Here is an 18,346-nt window from a genome sequence, read left to right on the forward strand (position 1 = left end):
ATTACGCACTGTCGAATGACCGCATCAAGCGGCAGACGCTATTATTATTTCCGCTATTACTTCGCCGCCATCAACGCAACCGTAGTGTCGAGCATCCGGTTCGAAAAGCCCCACTCGTTGTCATACCAGCTACCAACCTTGACCAGCTTGCCGGATACCTTGGTGAGAGACTCATCAAAGGTACTGGATGCCGGGTTGTGATTGAAATCCGCGCTTACCAAGGGTTCGTTGGTGTAACCCAAAATCCCTTTCAGTGCGTCTGAGGTGGACGCTTGTTTCATGATGGCATTGACTTCGGCGATGCTGGTTTCCCGTTCGGAGATGAAACTCAAGTCCACCATCGAGACATTGATAACCGGCACCCGTATCGCATAACCGTCGAGTTTTCCATTAAGTTCAGGCAGCACTAGTCCCACCGCTGCGGCCGCACCAGTTTTGGTCGGAATCATGCTCATCGTGGCCGAACGAGCGCGGCGCAGGTCTTCGTGCATCACATCAGTCAATACCTGATCGTTGGTATAGGCATGGATGGTGGTCATCAGGCCCGTGACTACGCCAATTTTTTCGTGCAACGGCTGGATCAGTGGCGCCAGGCAGTTGGTAGTGCAGGATGCGTTGGAAATGACGGTGTCGCTTGCCTTGAGCACCTGGTGGTTCACGCCATACACGATCGTCGCATCCACATCCTTGCCGCCGGGTGCGGAGATGATGACCTTTTTCGCACCGGCTTTAATGTGTGCCGACGCTTTTTCTTTGGTTGTAAAAAAGCCTGTGCACTCCAGGACCACATCCACACCCAGTTCGCCCCAAGGCAGTTCGGCCGGATTGCGGTTGGCCAGCACGCGTATGCGGTCGCCGTTGACTACCATGCAGTTGCCTTCTACCATCACACTGCCGGGGAATCTGCCATGCGTGGTGTCGTATTTGGTCAGGTGCGCATTAATTTCCGGGTCGCCCAAGTCGTTGATCGCAACGATCTGAATGTCATGCTTTTTATTCCCTTCGTAAAGGGCACGAAGTACGTTGCGGCCGATGCGGCCATAGCCATTGATGGCGACTTTGATGGTCATAGTGTCGTTTCTCATTCTGATTACAGGGACGACTGTGCAAGCAGAGCCGGTAATTCATTAAAGGATTCAATCAAGGCGTCACATTGCATGCCGCTGTATCCATCCGGTCCCGGGTAGCCGTAGCGCACGATATAGACCGGCATCCGGGCGGCGCGGGCAGCGATGACATCGACTGCCGAATCCCCCACCATCCACGATCTTTCCGGACTTACCTCCAGCACGCGGCAGGCATGTAACAGCGGCTCCGGTGCGGGTTTCATCTGCGGTATGGAGTCGCCACCCACCAGGATGTCAAAATACCCATCCAATCCGGAGATCTGCAGCAAAGATTCGGCAAATTCAAACGGTTTGTTAGTGACACAGGCCAGCCGATAACCTGCCTCTTTCAATGCCATCAGACCCTCTCGCACGCCAGGAAACACGGTACCGAAGTGACCGTTTGTATCCCGATAATGCGCATAGAACATTTCTTGCGCATACGGCTCATCAAATGTGTCGGAAATGCCACTGGCATGAAGTATGCGACGCACCAAATTGGGCACACCTTTACCGATGAAACTACGCACCGTCTTGAATGGCAAAGGCGGTGAGTCCAGTTCGTCCAGCATCCGGTTGGCAGCCGCAACAATGTCGGGTGCCGTGTCTAGCAGCGTGCCATCGAGGTCGATCAGGACCGCACGCGGCGATGTATCGATGCTGTTCATTAGCAACCCTTGATCACAGCAAGCGCACATTCGGCCATATGCGCAGGCGTCAACTTGAAGTGCTCATACAGTTGTTCCGCAGGAGCTGATTCACCGAAGGTATCGATACCGATGGCGATGCCGTTTTCTCCCACGACTGCGCGCCAGAACCAAGTCACCCCTGCCTCGATGCTCACGCGAGGAACACCCTTTGGCAAAACACGGTTGCGGTAGTTGGCATCCTGCGCATAAAAAGCTTCAACGCATGGCATAGAAACCACCCGTACGGCAGCGCCTTTTTGGGTTAATTGCACGGCTGCCGTCGCAGCTATTTCCACTTCAGAACCCGTCGCAATCAGCACCACCTGAGGCTTTGCGCAATCGATCAATACATAGCCGCCACGAGCGATATTGCTGACTTGCTCAGGATTACGCTCGAAAGGCGTCAATGCCTGGCGCGAAAGCACGAGACAGGTCGGGCCATCCGCACGCGTGATTGCCGCTTGCCAGGCGATGGCGGTCTCGCCCCCATCGCATGGGCGCCAGAGCCGGTTATTGGGAATCAAGCGCAGGCTGGCTGCGTGTTCAACCGGTTGGTGTGTCGGTCCGTCTTCACCCAGGCCGATAGAGTCATGCGTAAGGACATGAATCACGCGCTGTTTCATCAGCGCCGCCATGCGGATCGCATTACGCGAATAATCCGAGAACGTCATGAAAGTGCCGCCGTACGGAATAAAGCCGCCATACAGTGCCATGCCATTCATGATGGCGGCCATGCCGAACTCGCGCACGCCATAGCTCAGGTAATTCCCGCTGCCATGATGATTGACCCACACCGATGCCTTGACATTGGTCAGGTTGGAGCCGGATAAATCCGCCGATCCGCCAAAAAACTCAGGTAGCGTCGCCGTGATATGTTCGAGCACAATTTGCGAGGCTTTGCGGGTTGCCACCTTCTTGTGCAGTTCGCCAGGAGTATTGATCAGCTGCGCAAACTGCTCGGACAGCGCCGCGGGCAGGATGCCTGCGGTACGGCGGGCCAGTTCGGCGGCCAACTCGGGAAACGCGGTCCGATAAGCAGCAAAACGCGCTTCCCATTCGGACTGAAAGGCGCGACCGACGTCGCGCGCATCCCACGCCGCCGCCATCTCCGGCGGCACCTCAAACGGTGCAGCGGTCCAGCCTTTTTGCTCGCGCATCGCCGCAATCTCCTGGGCGCCAAGTGGGGCACCATGCACATCGTGGCCCCCGGCCTTGGTCGGTGCGCCCTGACCAATCGCGGTTTTGCAGCAGATGATGGTAGGTCGGCTGTGTTGCGACTTGGCCTGCCGGATCGCGGCGTCGAGCGCTTCGACATCATGTCCGTCGACAGCAGCGATCACGTTCCAGCCATAAGCGGCAAAGCGCTTGGGTGTGTCGTCGTTGAACCAGCCTTTGACGTTGCCATCGATGGAAATGCCGTTGTCGTCGTAAAAACAGATCAACTTGCCTAATCCGAGCGTACCCGCCAGCGAGCACACCTCATGACTGATACCTTCCATCAAGCAACCGTCACCCACAAACACGTAAGTGTGGTGGTCGATGATGGCATGACCCGGACGGTTGAAGCTGGCTGCCAGCATTTTTTCCGCCAGCGCCATGCCGACTGCGTTGGATAGTCCCTGGCCTAGCGGTCCGGTCGTGGTTTCGATACCCGGCGTCATGCCGACTTCCGGATGGCCCGGTGTTTTCGAATGCATCTGACGGAATTGTTTGATTTCCTCGATCGGCAAGTCGTAACCGGTCAGATGCAAGAGCGCGTAAATCAGCATGGAGGCATGGCCGTTGGACAGCACGAAGCGGTCGCGGTTGATCCACTTCGGGTCTGCCGGGTTGTGGCGCAGATGGCGCCGCCATAACACATCGGCGATTTCGGCCATCCCCATCGGGGCACCGGGATGACCGGATTTCGCTTTCTCTACCGCATCGGCGGCCAAAAAGCGCAATGCGTCTGCGGGGGTGGCGCCGGTAATCACCGCTTTGTCAGGAGCATTCATGAGAAACCTTTCTTAAAGTGTGCCCAGAGCGCGCTTTTTGCGCTCCATCATGCGCAGGATGAAGGGCGTGAAAATCAACTGCATCGCTAATTCCATTTTTCCGCCCGGCACCACGATGGTGTTGGCGCGCGACATGAATGAATCGGCCATCATATTCAGCAGATACTGAAAATCGATTCCCTTCGGATTGGCGAAGCGGATCACCACAAAGCTCTCGTCCGGTGCCGGGATTTCACGCGCAATGAACGGGTTGGAGGTATCCACGCAGGGCACGCGCTGAAAATTCACATGGGTGTGTGAGAACTGCGGACAGATGTGGTTCACATAATCCGGCATGCGACGCAGGATGGTATCGGTGACCGCCTCGGTCGAATAGCCGCGCTTGGACTTGTCGCGCCACAGCTTTTGAATCCACTCCAAATTAATGACCGGCACCACGCCGATCAACAGATCGGGATGCCGCGCGATATCGACCTTATCGTTGACCACGCCGCCATGTAACCCTTCGTAAAATAGCAGGTCGGTATCGGCGGGTAAATCCTCCCATTGGGTAAAGGTGCCTGGTTCCTGCTTGTACGGGGCGGCCTCTTCAGTATCGTGCAGATATTTGCGACATTTGGCGGCGCCAGTCTCTCCATAGGTGCGGAACAGGGTTTCAAGTTCCGCAAACAGATTGGTATCTGGACCGAAATGACTGAAATTCATATCGCCGATTTGTTCAGCCGCGGCAAGTTTCACCTTCATTTCGTTACGGTCATAGCGATGAAAACTATCGCCTTCGATAATGACCGAGCGCACGTTCTCGCGGCGAAAGATATTTTCAAAGGTACGGGTAACGGATGTGGTACCCGCGCCGGACGAGCCGGTAATGGCAATAATTGGATGGCATTCAGACATGATGTGCTCTCGAAAAAATTAATTAGATCCACGGAACAGGCTGCGCTCATTGAATAGCGGATTCGGCAGATCATCCTTCTGCGGCGCATTGTGATAGCTCTCGATACGCTCGACTTCATTGCGCGAACCAAAGATGAGACCGATACGTTGATGCAGCGACGTCGGTTGCACTGCCATGATCGATTGACGACCGGTACTGGCTTTACCGCCTGCCTGTTCCATGATGAAGCCGATCGGATTAGCTTCGTACAGCAGCCGTAGTCGACCTGGCTTGTCGGGGTCCTTACAGTCGCGTGGATACATGAACACACCACCGCGCATCAGAATGCGGTGCGCTTCGGCCACCATGGAGGCAATCCAGCGCATATTGAAGTCCTTACCGCGCACCCCTGCTTTACCGGCCATGCACTCATCCACATAGTGTTTAATCGGTTCTTCCCAGAAGCGGCTATTCGATGCATTGATGGCAAATTCATTCGTATCTGGCGGGATTTGCAAGCTGGGATGGGTCAAAATGAATTCGCCCAAATTAGGATCGAGGGTGAAGCCGTTGACGCCGTTCCCCACGGTCAGCACCAACATGGTTGCTGGCCCATATATGGCATAACCTGCAGCAAGCTGCTGCGCACCCGGTTGCAGGAAATCCTTTTCGCTGGCGCTTTGGATACCATCTGGTGCGCGCAGTATCGAGAAAATACTACCCACCGAAACATTGACGTCGATATTGGAAGAGCCATCGAGCGGGTCAAACACCAACAGGTATTTTCCCTTGGGAAACTGGTCTGGAATCTGATACGGATACTCCATTTCTTCGGATACCATTCCGGCCAGTTGGCCGCCCCATTCCGTGACATGCAAGAAAGCATCGTTACTCATGACATCGAGTTTTTTTTGCGTCTCACCCTGGACATTGACTGAGCCGCCTGCGCCACCCGCATTGCCGAGTACACCGCCCAGCGCGCCAAAGGCCACAGCACGCGCAATGCTCTTGCATGCCAGCGCAACATTCAAAATCAAGCCATTGAAATCGCCGCCGGCTTCCGGATAACGGCGCCGTTCTTCAATCAAGAACTGGGTCAGGGTAGTGCGGTTCTGGGTCAATGGCATGATGATCTCCGATGTGTTTTTATAGGGTGAAGGCTTGCGCGCGTAGTTGCTGCATGATGGTGCGGTAACCTTTATCTGGGTCCGGTGCGCTAAAAACTGCACTACCGGCTACAAAGGTATCGGCTCCAGCTTGTTGAATAACACCGATGTTGTCTGCCTTGACGCCGCCATCGACCTCAAGCCAGATGTCTTGACCGCCGGCAGCCTGATGGGCATCAATACGAGCGCGTACTGCTTTTAGTTTTGTGAGTGTGCTGGGGATAAACTTTTGGCCAGCAAAGCCTGGATTGACGCTCATTAACAGCACCATGTCGATTTTATCCATTACATAGTCGAGCAAATCCAGTGGCGTGGCGGGATTGAATACCAACCCGGCCTTGCAGCCATGCTCGCGGATCAGGCTGAGCGTGCGATCGACGTGGCGGCTCGCTTCCGGGTGGAAGGTGATGATATTGGCGCCCGCCTTCGCAAACAGTGGAATCAGCGCATCCACCGGTTCGACCATCAGATGCACGTCGATCGGGATCGTCACATGCGGGCGGATCGCTTCACACACCAGCGGGCCGATGGTCAGATTGGGCACGTAGTGGTTATCCATCACGTCAAAATGGACCAGGGCGGCCCCGGCGGCTTCGATGGCGCGCACTTCTTCTCCCAGCCGGGAAAAGTCAGCAGAAAGAATCGAAGGTGCGATGCGAATGTCTGACGTTTTCATTTTATGCCGCCTCAAATAAGGTGCCGTTATGCCAGCGCCGTAGCGCTGCCAAATCGACCCAGCGCTGGTCTGCACCGGGAACATGCTGGCCCATCGGTTGGTCTGGATCACCCAGATGCGGCAGCACAAGAAGTGCATCGTTGAACTGATGTCCGACCGTATAAGCGGTTGGCGTGATCAATGTCGGTATTCCCGCCGCACGGGCAGCGCGCAGGCCATTCTCCGAATCTTCGAAAGCGAGGCATTCTGATGCAGGCAGCGCGAGTACTTCGAGTGCGGCCAGATACACATCCGGTGCAGGCTTCTTGTTTTTGACTGTGGACCCATCGCATACGGTGACAAATAGACTGCGCCAATCGCTGCCTAGCGGCGTGCGCAGCAGCGCATCGATATTGGCAGGCGTGGTGGTGGTGGCGATCGCCATCGGCATCTGCGCTGCATGGGCTTCGCGAATGAGTCGCAGCATGCCGGGGCGCAAGGAGAGCTTGCCGCCACTGACCATGGTTTCATAGTGCCGCGTCTTGATGGCATGCGCCGCGGCTATCATTTCCTTGACCCTGCTGCCGCCTGCCTCGTCCGGATCGATCATGTTCCAGTAATACTGGAGTCGTTCCTTGCCACCTGCCACGTCGAGCAGGCCGGCATAAAGAGACTCGCTCCAGTGCCAATCGGGGCCGACCTCGGCAAACGCCGCGTTAAATGCATCGCGATGCGCGGTCTCGGTATCGGCCAGGGTGCCGTCCACATCAAAGATCAGTGCCTTTAACATGCTGCTTTCTCCTTCGCATCGGTCTGCGGGTTTGGCTTTGTAAATACGCGACTGGCCAGCAGATCAGGTGCAGTGATGGTCGTCAGTAATAAATCATCAGCTACCGCAGCTGAGTCTTGCATCAGTCGTGACGCATGTCGCAGCCGCGCCCGATCCAGTGCATTACGCACGCTGCGTGCGTTGGCAAAGTGCGGTTGCGCCATGCGACGTTCCAGATAGTCGGTAAATACACGCGTCGCATCGTCGTCAAAGCGGTATTGCATGGTTTCCAGCATCAGGTCGGCGATCTGCCCCAATTCACCGACGCCGTAGTCAGGAAAATCAATATGATGGGCAATACGTGACGACATGCCAGGATTGGATTCGAAAAACTTATCCATGCGGTCCTTGTAACCAGCCAGAATGACCACAAGATCATCCCGGTTGTTTTCCATCACTTGCAGCAGAATTTCAATCGCTTCCTGACCGTAGTCACGTTCGTTTTCAGGGCGATAAAGATAATAAGCTTCATCGATGAACAACACGCCGCCCATCGCTTTCTTCAGAACTTCCTTGGTCTTGGGCGCGGTGTGGCCGATATATTGACCCACCAGATCGTCGCGTGTTACCGAAACCAAATGCCCTTTACGGACATAACCCAGGCGATGCAATATGGCTGCCATACGTAAAGCAACGGTCGTTTTCCCTGTACCTGGATTACCAGAAAAACACATATGCAGGCTCGGAGCTCCCGCCGAAAAGCCGCGTTCAGAACGCAGTTTGTCCACTAACAACAATGCTGCAATGTCACGGATGCGTTGCTTGACCGGCGCCAGGCCAATCAACTCACGGTCCAGTTGCGCCAGTAGTTCCGTAATGCCTGAACTGGCTAGTGCCAGCGCAAACGGATTTGCTGGTGCGGCGGGTGTGATGTTCGGCGTTTGCATGATGAACTCGATATAAAGACGATGAAAGACGGATCAGTAACGCGCACCCTCTGGCTTGGCCTGCACCGCATAGCTCTCGATGCTGTAACGAATCGTGCGGCCGGCCTCCTCATGACGGACCAATCGAAAGCCTGGCTCGACTTCAGGACGGTTGACGATAAACGCCATCACCAGAGATTCCACGCCTTGGCGGGAATCAAACGCCGTCATGCGAATGTAATAGTTGGCAAATGTTTTACGACAGTTTTTCAGTTCCAGCATGATCCCGGCCGGGTCGCGCAGATCGAACATCGGCGGCCCGAACATTTCCCAATAGGTATTGCGTGGATGTGGGTCGTCGGTATATTCGATTGCCAGCGCCCAGCCTTTACCGAGGCAATAATCTATCTGTTTGGTGATTTGCTCGTCGGTCAGATCGGGCAAAAATGAAAATGTGCCTTGTGTAATTCGCATGATATTCCTCTTCAATTCTTTGTATGAACGTGCTTGCTTGCGTTAGGAAACGGAAGCCGTTGGGGCAAAATCAGACGTATCGGTTGAGGTGTAGTTGAATGAAATCTCACCCCAGGTATCGAGCGCCGCTTTCAATGGCGTGCACCATTTGGCAGCATCACGCAGAATTTCTGGCCCTTCGTTCTTGATATCTCGGCCTTCGTTACGTGCCAGTACCATGACTTCTAACGCTACACGGTTGGCGACTGCGCCCGCTTGAATGCCTTGCGGATGACCAATCGTGCCGCCACCGAACTGCAACACCACATCATCGCCAAACAGGTCCAGTAACTGATGCATCTGCCCTGCATGAATCCCGCCGGATGCGACTGGCATGACCTTGCGTAATGAGCCCCAGTCCTGATCAAAGAAGTTACCGCGTTGTAAGTCGACTTTGGTTTGCGTGTCGCGGCAAACGTTGTAATAGCCCTGCACCGTCATAGGGTCGCCTTCGAGCTTGCCGACTGCAGTCCCTGCGTGTAGATGATCGACACCACACATACGTAACCATTTAGCAATCACACGGAACGATACGCCGTGATTTTTTTGCCGCGTGTAAGTGCCGTGTCCGGCGCGGTGCATATGCAGCATCATGTCATTCTGCCGGCACCAGTTGGACATGGATTGGATAGCAGTCCAACCGACCACCAGATCAACCATGACGACAACCGATCCCAGATCTTTGGCGAACTCGGCACGACGGTACATTTCTTCCATGGTAGCGGCGGTAATGTTCAAGTAATGGCCTTTAACTTCACCCGTGGCAGCCGATGCGCGATTTACTGCCTCCATTACAAACAGGAAACGGTCACGCCAGTGCATGAATGCTTGCGAGTTGATGTTCTCGTCGTCCTTCATGAAATCAAGACCGCCTTTCAAGCCTTCATACACTACGCGACCGTAGTTGCGTCCTGACAAGCCCAGTTTTGGCTTGGTGGTTGCGCCGAGCAGAGGACGTCCAAATTTATCCAGGCGTTCACGTTCGACGATGATGCCGGTCGGTGGGCCAGGGAAGGTCTTGATGTAGGCAACCGGAAACTTCATATCTTCCAGGCGCGCTGCTTTCAACGGTTTGAAGCTAAAGACGTTACCAATAATGGAAGCGGTAACGTTGGCAATCGAGCCTTCTTCGAACAGTGACAGGTCGTAAGCTACCCAACAGAAGTATTGTCCTGGATTATTCGGCACCGGATCAACCCGATACGCTTTAGCGCGATACATGTCGCATGCTGTCAGCCGGTCAGTCCATACGACAGTCCAGGTGGCCGTTGATGATTCACCAGCCACTGCTGCTGCGGCTTCGATCGGATCGACGCCATCCTGCGGCGTGATGCGGAAAACGGCCAGCACATCGGTTTCCTTCGGCACGTAGTCGGCATCCCAATAGCCCATCTGTGCGTACTTAAGAACCCCGGCTGAATAGCGTTTCTTAGAATCCGTAATTTGTGTTGCTTCGTTGCTTCCCATCGCGCTCTCCTCAGTTGGGCCGAGGCCCGTTTGACTTCCTATGGACTTCACTATATAAAACGAATAGCATCAGGTCTAATAAATAAAAATTTAAATTTCATCAGTAAATACTTATAGATTGACAAGTCATGCGCCGCTATACCCTCCGCCAACTCGATACCTTTCTCGAAGTCGCTCGCCAACTGTCTATTTCGCGCGCGGCTGAAAAGCTGCACGTCACCCAGCCGGCGGTATCGATGCAGATGCGCCAACTCGAAGAAGCGGTCGGCATGCCGCTCTATGAGCAGACCGGCCGTAAAATTCGGCTCACTGATGCCGGGCAGGATTTTCAGCAGTACGCGATTGCTGCCATTGCGCAGTTGAAGCAACTGGAAGATGCGATGGCGGAACGGCGTGGCATCAAGAAGGGGCGCGTTGAACTGGCAATTGTCAGCACGGTGAAGTATTTCGTGCCGATGCTGCTGGTGCGCTTTCGCAAGAAGTTCCCGGACATTGAAGTGGCGTTACAAATTCACAACCGCGAGAGCATCGTGAACCTGCTCACGCGTAACGAGATCGACCTGGTGATCATGGGACACACTCCTGACACTATCGAATGTATCTCCACTGCATTTGCAACCAATCCGATGGGAGTTATCAGTGCACCAGAGCATCCTTTGTCGCGCAGACGTCATGCGCCATTGTCAATGCTGAACGAGCAAGATTTTGTGGTGCGGGAAAGCGGTTCTGGCACCCGAAAATTAATGGAGCAACTGTTTGCCGAATATGGAATAAACCCGCATATCGTGATGGAAATGCCGAGCAATGAAACCATCAAACAGGCTGTCATGGCAGGTATGGGGCTTAGTTTCCTGTCGCTGCGCACCACCCGACACGAGCTTGCGTCTGGCCATCTTGTGCTGTTGAATATTGAGGGTTTGCCGATTGTGCGCCACTGGCATGTTACGCACTTGGCATCGAAACGGCTTTCGCCGGCAGCCAGCGTGTTGAAGTCCTTTATGATTGAAGAGGCAGGTCCGCTGATCAATCTCTGGGCGTAATATCGACGCAGGACACCTACTCGGACGGCGCCAGCGGCAGTTCGATCACGAACTCCGCACCACCCTCTGGATGGTTGCGCGCATACAGCTTACCCACGTGCTGCTCGATGATGCCGTAGCTGATCGAAAGCCCGAGGCCCGTTCCCTTGCCAACGGGCTTGGTCGTAAAAAACGGGTCGAAGATGTGAGCCAGATGATCCGGCGAAATTCCGCTGCCATTGTCATGCAGGAAAAGCGAAACGACGTGTACATCAACCTGCGCCGTAATCCATAACTGCGGCGTAACGATACCGGCCGCCAGTGCAGCATCGTACGCATTGGTGATCAGGTTCATCAGCACTTGCAGCAGCTTACCGGCATTCCCCATCACGTTCAACTCTGCACCAGGCGTCCAGTGCACGATAAATTGGGGGGCGACTCCTTTACTGATCCAGTGAATAGCTCGTTCGATGACGCCGTTCAGATCGACCTTGATGCGCTCTTCCCGATCCACTGCGGAAAAGCGCTTGAGGCCATTAACGATGTCTGTGGTGCGGTGTGCGCCTTCCAGCGTACCCTCGATCAGCGAAGGCAGATCGTGCAGGATGTGGTCGATACGCAGCTCCTCACGTAAGGCGAGCAGCCCTTTTTGTGATGCCTTTTCATGCAGCGCCGTCATATACAAGGTCAGTCGTTCGCTGTAGCGCTTGAGCGCATGCACGTTACCCAGAACAAAACTGATGGGATTGTTTAACTCGTGCGCGACACCCGCAACCAGCCGCCCGAGCGACGCCATTTTTTCCGAATGGAGCAATTGCTGTTGGGTGCGCTTGAGTGCTTCGTGGGTATCGTTCAGCTCCCCATACGCCCGTTTGAGCTCGCCCATCGGCCGTCCCACGAACACATAACCGACCAACTTTCCGAGGCTATCCCGCCTCTGCGTACAGTTCACATCGACTGGCACCGCACCGTGCACGGGATGGGCCAGGTTGATCTCAACCACCTTACTGACAGCCTGCGGCGAGGTTTGTTCGACGACCCGACGGATGGTGTCGATGCTGGCGGAATCGGCCAGCAATTGATAGATCGGCATGCCGCGCAGATCATCCTCACCCACACCGACCAGCTTACGCAATGCGGCATTGGTTTCTTCGATGTCGCCAGCCCGATTGCAGGCGACCAACACATCCGACATGGCCGACAGCACGCTGAAGATGAACTGCTGCGAATCTTCAAGCTGTGCGTTTTTTTCTTCGAGGACGATCTCGTCTTTGACCAGCTGCGAATAGACTTCGTCCATTTTATGGATCACGTCCATCCACGTCGCCTCGTCGATGCCCTCCATCGGCAGCGCCGCGGTCGAGGCAACTGCATCGCTGGAGAGAGAATCTTCGGAAATTGATTTGCGATGCGACATGACCGACTTCAGAAAAATATCAGCATTAATGCACGGTGCAAACCATGCAGGGGTCAAACGAGCGCACGATATGCTGCACCGCCACCGGCGTCTCCTCGCCCGGCCGTACCTCAGCACCAACCAGCGCCGCTTCCAGCGCGCCGGGGACGCCCTCGGCATCGCGCGGCGAGAAGTTCCAAGAAGTAGGGGCGATGATCTGGTAATTGGCAATTTTTCCTTTGCGGATCGATACCCAGTGCCCCAGGCTACCGCGCGCAGCTTCCGTCAATCCCATGCCATCGGCATGTTGCGGCAAGGTTTCCTCTATAAAATAAGGAGTATCGGTACGCAAGGACTTGATCCATTGTTCCATCGCCGGCACCACCAGTGCCAGTTCCAGCAATCGCGCCAGCACACGGGTATAAACGGTCCCGCCGCAGCGCTTCACCGCATCGTGGATCAGCGGATGCCCATCGACCAGTTGCCGCGCCAGCGCCCCGGTTTCGAGTACCCGTCCATTAAGCCGGGGCGCCTTGTTCCAGGTGTAGGCATCGGGTTTGTCGATATCGGGCAAGGTCACGCCTTGGGTCGGATGCCGCGGTCCGCCGGCATCCGCCAGCCAGGCATGGGTGGCGTCTTCGCCGATCACGGCAGTATCCAGTGGCAAGCCCTGGTCGAGCAGGCCATCCCAGACCCCGCGCGCAAACGTCAGTTCACCCTCCGGCAACGGATAAGAACCATTCGACATGTACAGTCCTGGCCCCCGCCCCATGTGATCCAGGCCGATCTGCCAGGCCAGTGTCAGGAACAGGCGCAGGTCGCCATGATCCGGCGCGGCGGCAGCATGCCATTCGCGTAGTGCCGCTTCGCTGTCAATAGCGGCAATGCGTTCCAGTTGTGTGCCGAACAGGATCTGCTCCAGGAATGCCCGGAATTCGCGCACGCGTGCCAGCAGGCGAATACGCTCACCGGCATCGACCGCACGCGATGAGCCGGTCGGCTGGATCGAGTGCGTATGCGGCCATTTGCCACCGAGGGTCCCGAGCAGCGTGAACCACCGCTGGCGCGCTGCCAGTGCCAGTCGTGCGTGCTGCCCCTGTTGCGCCGTAAAACGTTCTTGCACGGCCGCATGCCACGACTGTTGTGCGTAATCGGAGCGCGTAAAATCAGGCATGAAAAAAAGGTAAAAATGGGTCAGATGATCGGCCAGATTTTCCGTCGCCAGCATCAGGTTGGTGACCAGTTGGCCATTCGGCGGCGGTGTCACACCCATCGCATCGGCCAGCGCACGCGCCGCCGCTACCGATTGTGAAACCGAACAAATACCGCAGATGCGCGGTACGTAGATCAGCGCATCCATTGCCGGTTTATTCAGCAGAATTTGCTCAAAGCCACGATACATCGGGGCATTGACATGCGCGCTTTGGACTCGGCCATCGACGATTTCCAGACTTACTTCGAGGTCGCCTTCAACCCGATTGAACGGGCCGACAATCAATCGTGTCATAGCATCCTCATTTCAGGCGTGTCTTGCGAATGGCAGGTACCACCACCAGGTGGTCGGCCGTCGCGTTTTCGCGCACCCGTTTGGGCGTAGCCGATTTCGACAGCGATGCCAGCGCAATAAACCAGGCTTTTGGCATATCGGTCGGCAGGCCAATCGGGATGCCGGCGATTTTCGGCGTGACATGAAATGCATGGCCGGGCTCTTCGAAACCGGGCTCGGTACAACTGATACAGGCATAACCGCCGCGAGTGCAGGAACCATCGCCATTCCACAATCGCGTATTGCAGTCGGCATGCACCTGCGTGCCCTTGCAACCCATATGCTCCATCATGCAGCCCAAGTCGGACGGCTTTTCTGCGCTGGCTTTAAATTCATAAAATTCGTTGCGGGTGCAACCGTGATGCACCAGATGATCGGCATAAAAACGTGGCCGCCCAAGTGCATCCATCTGGCTTGCATCAAACAGTTCAGCCGCCAGAGCCATCAAGGTTTCGAAAACCCAATTCGGATGCGTCGGACAGCCCGCGACATTGATCACCGGCAGCCCGGTACGCGAGCGGTAGTCCGCACCCAATAACCCACCAATCTGGTCGCCTTCATATTGCAGACCGCAGGCATCGGTCGGATTGCTGCCGGCCGCCGTAATGCCGCCATACGCGGCACAGGTGCCGACCGCCACCGTGTAATCAGCCACCGCCGCCAGCGCCTGTACCCATTCGATCATCGGTTTGCCAGTGCCTGCCAGGATATGAAAACGACCAGTGCCATGCGGTCCACGCAGCATCGAACCTTCCACGCAAAGCGCATGCAGCGGTATCTCGCCGTCAATGCAGGCGCGCAGGAGTCGCAAGGCATCGGCACCACTCTCGATCGACAGCGACGGATGCCACAGCATATTGATGCCGGCATCGGTAAGCGCGCCGAAAAAATCTGGGGTGTCGGCACACAGCAGCGACATGCTGCAACCGCCGCAGCCGCCAGACTGGAGCCACAACACGTTGAAACCTGCTTTTTTCGTCACAAAGGCAGTAGAAGACCTCATTTTTTCTCCAGTCCCAAACGGACCATTTTGTTGCGCAAGCCGACCCGCGACAGGCCCAGTTCCTTCGCGGCGTGCGTCTTGTTCCAGCGCAATCGCAGTAGCGTTTCTTTCAGGATGGCCGCCTCAACCACGTCCAGTCGCTCCTGCAAGGTTCCGCTGTGCGGCATATGCATGCCTGCTGCGCCATTAATATCGGCCGTCGTGTCAGGCTGGCCTTGCAATACTTTACTGGAGAAGGCCTGCGCCGTGATGAACGTATCGTCGGACAGCGTCAAGGCGACTGCCCGATAAATTTCGTTACGCAGTTCGCGGATATTGCCTGGCCAGCGATAGGTAATCAGGCTCGCCATCGCATCGAGTGCAAAGCTGCGTGCCGACAATCCCATCTCTCGCGAAGCCTGGACCAGCAGTGCCTCGGCGATCGGCACGATATCGCCCGGACGTTCACGCAGCGGCGGCATGGTCAGCGTCATGGAGGCTAGCCTATAATACAAATCCTGGCGAAAGCGACCTGCGTGGACTTCCTGTTCCAGATCACGATGGGTGGCGGCGATCACCCGCACACTAACCGGAATCGCATGCGTAGCGCCTACCGGACGGATTTCACCCTCCTGCAAAACGCGCAACAGCTTGACCTGAAATGCAAACGAGGTATCGCCGATCTCATCTAGCAACACGGTGCCGCCATCGGCACGCTGAAAAATTCCGATATGGTCATCGTAAGCGCCCGTAAACGATCCGCGCTTGTGCCCGAACAATTCAGATTCGAGCAAGTTATCCGAAATGGCACCACAGTTTTCCATCACGAATACACCTTCTGCACGCGGACTCGCATAGTGAATCGCACGCGCCAGCAACTCTTTGCCGCTGCCTGACTCGCCCAGCACCAATACCGACAAGTCGTAACGCGCTACGCGTGCGGCCAGTTCACAAATGCCGTCCATCGGGCTGCCGGCCACCCGAATGATGCGATTGAAGTCGAATGTATTCTGGAGCTGGGTCTGTTTTTCTGCAGTACGCGCCAACAACACTGATGTGCTGGTACGCAGATCTAAATCCAGACGGTGCATCTGCAGTTGCAAAATGCGCGCCTCAACAGCACAACGCACCGCATCCAGCAAGTGATCCGGCATCCACGGCTTCAATATATATTGATAAACGCCGGCGTCATTGATACCGGCAATGATGTCTTCAGAATCTGTATAGCCGGAGAGGATGATGCGTACGACATTGGGCCAGCGCTCGCGCACTTCCTTTAGAAATTGCACTCCGGAGGTGCCTGGCATGCGCTGATCACACAAGATCACGGCGGGTTCGTGACGCTCCATCGAGATACGTGCCTCGTCGGCGGAGCCAGCCGTAGATACATTAAAATCTTCTTCGAGCGTACGCCGAATCGCATCCTGCGAGCCGGTTTCATCATCAACTACCAGCACACTCGGCAAGTTATTAACGCCAAAACCGCTCATGATGCGACACGCGATTGAGGCGACGATCCAGTACGGTGGATCGCCAGATGACGCGGCGTCCAGGCATGGGGCATCTTATGCACAAAATGATAACGCGCTACGTGGTAACTCGGATCGAAGCCATAAAAATTACGGCGTATACGCGCCAGCTCCTCTTCGCGATAGCGCTGCAAGGGCTTGACTGCTTCATCCCGTCCGCGCCGGGCACGTTTGGCGGCAAGCTGTGCCTCGAAATCCTCCGACTGCGCCAGCGCCGACGCACGCACCCCAACCTCATTGAAAAATGCAGATGCATCTTGCCCGAATACGGCATCGACCAAACCGATCCTGAGTGCGTCCGAAGCTGCCAACGGAAGCCGGTCCTGCATCAGCCCGCGTGCACCCTCTGCGCCAACGCGCTGCGGCAACAGATAAGTCCAATATTCGGAGCCATACAGATTACCCATGTTTTTGTAATGCGGGTTCAACAAAACATTCTCGTGCCCCCAGACAAAATCGGCCGCCAGTGCCAAAAATGCGCCTCCCGCTCCGGCGTTGCCACGCAACGCTGACACTGTGAGGTGATCGGTGGCAGTGAGTATTTCCAGTGCAAGGTCATCCATTGCATTGATGTTATTCCAAGATTCGTCGGCGGCACTTTCGGATGGGCGGTGCGCCGCCGCTTCGATACGGTTCAAGTGTATGCCGTTACTGAAAAAATCTTCTCCTCCCAACAATACCAATACACGCGTCGGGCGCTGCCGGGCAAATTGGACGGCTGCACGCAAGTTCTGACATTGTTCGGTCGACATTGCACCATTGTAAAAATCAAACGACAGAAAGCCGACCAAACCGTCTTCACGATAACGCAATTCGCCCCATTCATCGAATGATCGCATCAACTCTGCCGGCCGTTCAGGCAACTGCGCGACGTGTTCTGGGAAGCACTGCGCGACCGGCAACTTGAATGGCTTGTCGGCAGCATCATCCGTTTGCAGAGGACGGGCATGACCGATCCAGACACCACCATCGATGGTTCGCCGCAATACTGCATGATCGCGCCGGGCGACGATCTCACCCGCAGCACCCGCCACGGAGGCCAGTACTGCCGAGGTGGCGGGATGGGCGTCGTACAAATAACAGGGCACATCGAACAGGCAATCCAACACGCCAGGTACGCTGTCTGCACTGTATATTTTTGCCAGAACCTCCGCGCTGCAATCGCGCTGCCAGTCGATCCTACGCTGCGTCTGTGGCAGCGATGGCCGCAAACGCCCGCCAGCAACCGCCATCTCCGCCAGTGGCAACGGCCGTGTACCGGCAGCGAATTTTTCGACTGCCGCCAGCACTGCATGCACCGCTGCATCTGTCACTTCGGTGCGATACACACTACTTTTTTTGGTGATGCGCAATGGAAAATTGACGTGCGCCCAAATATCACCGCCATCCATTTCTGCGTTGGCTTGCAAGACCGTCACGCCCCATTCGGCTTCTCCGTCGAGTATGGCCCAGTCGAGCGCCGAGGAACCGCGGTCGCCGACAATCCCCGGATGCACCACCAAGCACACATGCTGCTGCCAGATCGAGGCCGGGATCGCTCGTTTCAAAAAGGGCGCGACGATCAGATCGGGCTTGAACAAGGCCACCGCTTCTTCACTCACTGAATCAGCGATATCGAGCTCAACAGACACCAGATGCCCGCACCCGCGCAACGCCACAAACAGCCGTTGCGTCAGGCTATTAAAACTATGCGTGAGAAAAAGTATGCGCAT

General features: G+C 55.8%; 16 protein-coding genes. 1 reads left to right on the plus strand and 15 read right to left on the minus strand.

Annotated features, from left to right (window positions below; all coding sequences use genetic code 11):
* Positions 1–56: 56 nt before the first annotated feature.
* Genes gap through KGFNPO_RS15370 form a run of 10 tightly spaced genes read right to left on the minus strand, consistent with a single transcriptional unit; the run spans position 57 to position 10,162 of the window.
* The gene (gene gap, locus KGFNPO_RS15325) at positions 57–1,070 is read right to left on the minus strand and encodes a type I glyceraldehyde-3-phosphate dehydrogenase (RefSeq protein WP_472632100.1); all 1,014 of its coding nucleotides are present in this window, start codon (positions 1,068–1,070) and stop codon (positions 57–59) included.
* 20 nt (positions 1,071–1,090) lie between these two features.
* On the minus strand, positions 1,091–1,774 hold the full coding sequence (gene gph / locus KGFNPO_RS15330) for a phosphoglycolate phosphatase (protein WP_472632101.1): 684 nt from the start codon (positions 1,772–1,774) through the stop codon (positions 1,091–1,093).
* Positions 1,774–3,789, minus strand: a complete 2,016-nt coding sequence (tkt, locus tag KGFNPO_RS15335; RefSeq protein ID WP_472632102.1) for a transketolase — start codon at positions 3,787–3,789, stop codon at positions 1,774–1,776. Before tkt ends, gph begins: the two co-directional genes overlap by 1 nt.
* Positions 3,790–3,801: 12 nt before the next feature.
* Complete coding sequence (locus tag KGFNPO_RS15340; protein ID WP_472632103.1) at positions 3,802–4,686, minus strand: phosphoribulokinase; 885 nt, start codon at positions 4,684–4,686, stop codon at positions 3,802–3,804.
* Positions 4,687–4,704: 18 nt separating this feature from the next.
* On the minus strand, positions 4,705–5,793 hold the full coding sequence (locus tag KGFNPO_RS15345) for a class 1 fructose-bisphosphatase (protein WP_472632104.1): 1,089 nt from the start codon (positions 5,791–5,793) through the stop codon (positions 4,705–4,707).
* Positions 5,794–5,812: 19 nt separating this feature from the next.
* Positions 5,813–6,508, minus strand: a complete 696-nt coding sequence (gene rpe, locus KGFNPO_RS15350; RefSeq protein ID WP_472632105.1) for a ribulose-phosphate 3-epimerase — start codon at positions 6,506–6,508, stop codon at positions 5,813–5,815.
* A gap of 1 nt (position 6,509) precedes the next feature.
* A complete protein-coding gene (locus tag KGFNPO_RS15355; RefSeq protein ID WP_472632106.1) occupies positions 6,510–7,277 on the minus strand; it encodes an HAD family hydrolase in 768 nt (255 codons plus the stop codon).
* Complete coding sequence (gene cbbX / locus KGFNPO_RS15360) at positions 7,271–8,203, minus strand: CbbX protein (protein WP_472632107.1); 933 nt, start codon at positions 8,201–8,203, stop codon at positions 7,271–7,273. Before cbbX ends, KGFNPO_RS15355 begins: the two co-directional genes overlap by 7 nt.
* 33 nt (positions 8,204–8,236) lie before the next feature.
* Complete coding sequence (locus KGFNPO_RS15365; RefSeq protein WP_472632108.1) at positions 8,237–8,656, minus strand: ribulose bisphosphate carboxylase small subunit; 420 nt, start codon at positions 8,654–8,656, stop codon at positions 8,237–8,239.
* A 42-nt stretch (positions 8,657–8,698) separates the two neighbouring features.
* On the minus strand, positions 8,699–10,162 hold the full coding sequence (locus KGFNPO_RS15370; protein WP_472632109.1) for a form I ribulose bisphosphate carboxylase large subunit: 1,464 nt from the start codon (positions 10,160–10,162) through the stop codon (positions 8,699–8,701).
* 128 nt (positions 10,163–10,290) lie between these two features.
* On the opposite strand from KGFNPO_RS15370, the gene KGFNPO_RS15375 reads away from it, so the two are divergent.
* On the plus strand, positions 10,291–11,202 hold the full coding sequence (locus tag KGFNPO_RS15375) for a LysR family transcriptional regulator (RefSeq protein WP_472632110.1): 912 nt from the start codon (positions 10,291–10,293) through the stop codon (positions 11,200–11,202).
* A gap of 16 nt (positions 11,203–11,218) precedes the next feature.
* Here KGFNPO_RS15375 and KGFNPO_RS15380 read toward each other — a convergent pair whose 3' ends face one another.
* The 5 genes from KGFNPO_RS15380 to KGFNPO_RS15400 form a co-directional block, all read right to left on the minus strand.
* The gene (locus KGFNPO_RS15380; protein WP_472634505.1) at positions 11,219–12,526 is read right to left on the minus strand and encodes a sensor histidine kinase; all 1,308 of its coding nucleotides are present in this window, start codon (positions 12,524–12,526) and stop codon (positions 11,219–11,221) included.
* Between the two features lie 97 nt (positions 12,527–12,623).
* A complete protein-coding gene (locus tag KGFNPO_RS15385; RefSeq protein WP_472632111.1) occupies positions 12,624–14,084 on the minus strand; it encodes a nickel-dependent hydrogenase large subunit in 1,461 nt (486 codons plus the stop codon).
* Positions 14,085–14,091: 7 nt separating this feature from the next.
* Positions 14,092–15,126 carry an NADH-quinone oxidoreductase subunit B family protein gene (locus KGFNPO_RS15390; protein WP_472632112.1) on the minus strand — a complete coding sequence of 345 codons (1,035 nt, stop codon included), beginning with the start codon at positions 15,124–15,126 and terminating at the stop codon, positions 14,092–14,094.
* The gene (locus KGFNPO_RS15395; protein ID WP_472632113.1) at positions 15,123–16,595 is read right to left on the minus strand and encodes a sigma-54-dependent transcriptional regulator; all 1,473 of its coding nucleotides are present in this window, start codon (positions 16,593–16,595) and stop codon (positions 15,123–15,125) included. The genes KGFNPO_RS15390 and KGFNPO_RS15395 overlap by 4 nt, the downstream gene beginning before the upstream one ends.
* Complete coding sequence (locus tag KGFNPO_RS15400) at positions 16,592–18,346, minus strand: enoyl-CoA hydratase-related protein (protein WP_472632114.1); 1,755 nt, start codon at positions 18,344–18,346, stop codon at positions 16,592–16,594. Before KGFNPO_RS15400 ends, KGFNPO_RS15395 begins: the two co-directional genes overlap by 4 nt.

The sequence above is a fragment of the Gelidimonas diazotrophica genome (assembly GCF_055694025.1).

Bases quoted from the DNA above. Each gene is read 5' to 3' on its own strand.
- gap (WP_472632100.1), bottom strand. From the start codon at position 1,070: ATGACCATCAAAGTCGCCATCAATGGCTATGGCCGCATCGGCCGCAAC.
- gph (WP_472632101.1), bottom strand. From the start codon at position 1,774: ATGAACAGCATCGATACATCGCCGCGTGCGGTCCTGATCGACCTCGAT.
- tkt (WP_472632102.1), bottom strand. From the start codon at position 3,789: ATGAATGCTCCTGACAAAGCGGTGATTACCGGCGCCACCCCCGCAGAC.
- KGFNPO_RS15340 (WP_472632103.1), bottom strand. From the start codon at position 4,686: ATGTCTGAATGCCATCCAATTATTGCCATTACCGGCTCGTCCGGCGCG.
- KGFNPO_RS15345 (WP_472632104.1), bottom strand. From the start codon at position 5,793: ATGCCATTGACCCAGAACCGCACTACCCTGACCCAGTTCTTGATTGAA.
- rpe (WP_472632105.1), bottom strand. From the start codon at position 6,508: ATGAAAACGTCAGACATTCGCATCGCACCTTCGATTCTTTCTGCTGAC.
- KGFNPO_RS15355 (WP_472632106.1), bottom strand. From the start codon at position 7,277: ATGTTAAAGGCACTGATCTTTGATGTGGACGGCACCCTGGCCGATACC.
- cbbX (WP_472632107.1), bottom strand. From the start codon at position 8,203: ATGCAAACGCCGAACATCACACCCGCCGCACCAGCAAATCCGTTTGCG.
- KGFNPO_RS15365 (WP_472632108.1), bottom strand. From the start codon at position 8,656: ATGCGAATTACACAAGGCACATTTTCATTTTTGCCCGATCTGACCGAC.
- KGFNPO_RS15370 (WP_472632109.1), bottom strand. From the start codon at position 10,162: ATGGGAAGCAACGAAGCAACACAAATTACGGATTCTAAGAAACGCTAT.
- KGFNPO_RS15375 (WP_472632110.1), top strand. From the start codon at position 10,291: ATGCGCCGCTATACCCTCCGCCAACTCGATACCTTTCTCGAAGTCGCT.
- KGFNPO_RS15380 (WP_472634505.1), bottom strand. From the start codon at position 12,526: ATGGAGGGCATCGACGAGGCGACGTGGATGGACGTGATCCATAAAATG.
- KGFNPO_RS15385 (WP_472632111.1), bottom strand. From the start codon at position 14,084: ATGACACGATTGATTGTCGGCCCGTTCAATCGGGTTGAAGGCGACCTC.
- KGFNPO_RS15390 (WP_472632112.1), bottom strand. From the start codon at position 15,126: ATGAGGTCTTCTACTGCCTTTGTGACGAAAAAAGCAGGTTTCAACGTG.
- KGFNPO_RS15395 (WP_472632113.1), bottom strand. From the start codon at position 16,595: ATGAGCGGTTTTGGCGTTAATAACTTGCCGAGTGTGCTGGTAGTTGAT.
- KGFNPO_RS15400 (WP_472632114.1), bottom strand. From the start codon at position 18,346: ATGCGCATACTTTTTCTCACGCATAGTTTTAATAGCCTGACGCAACGG.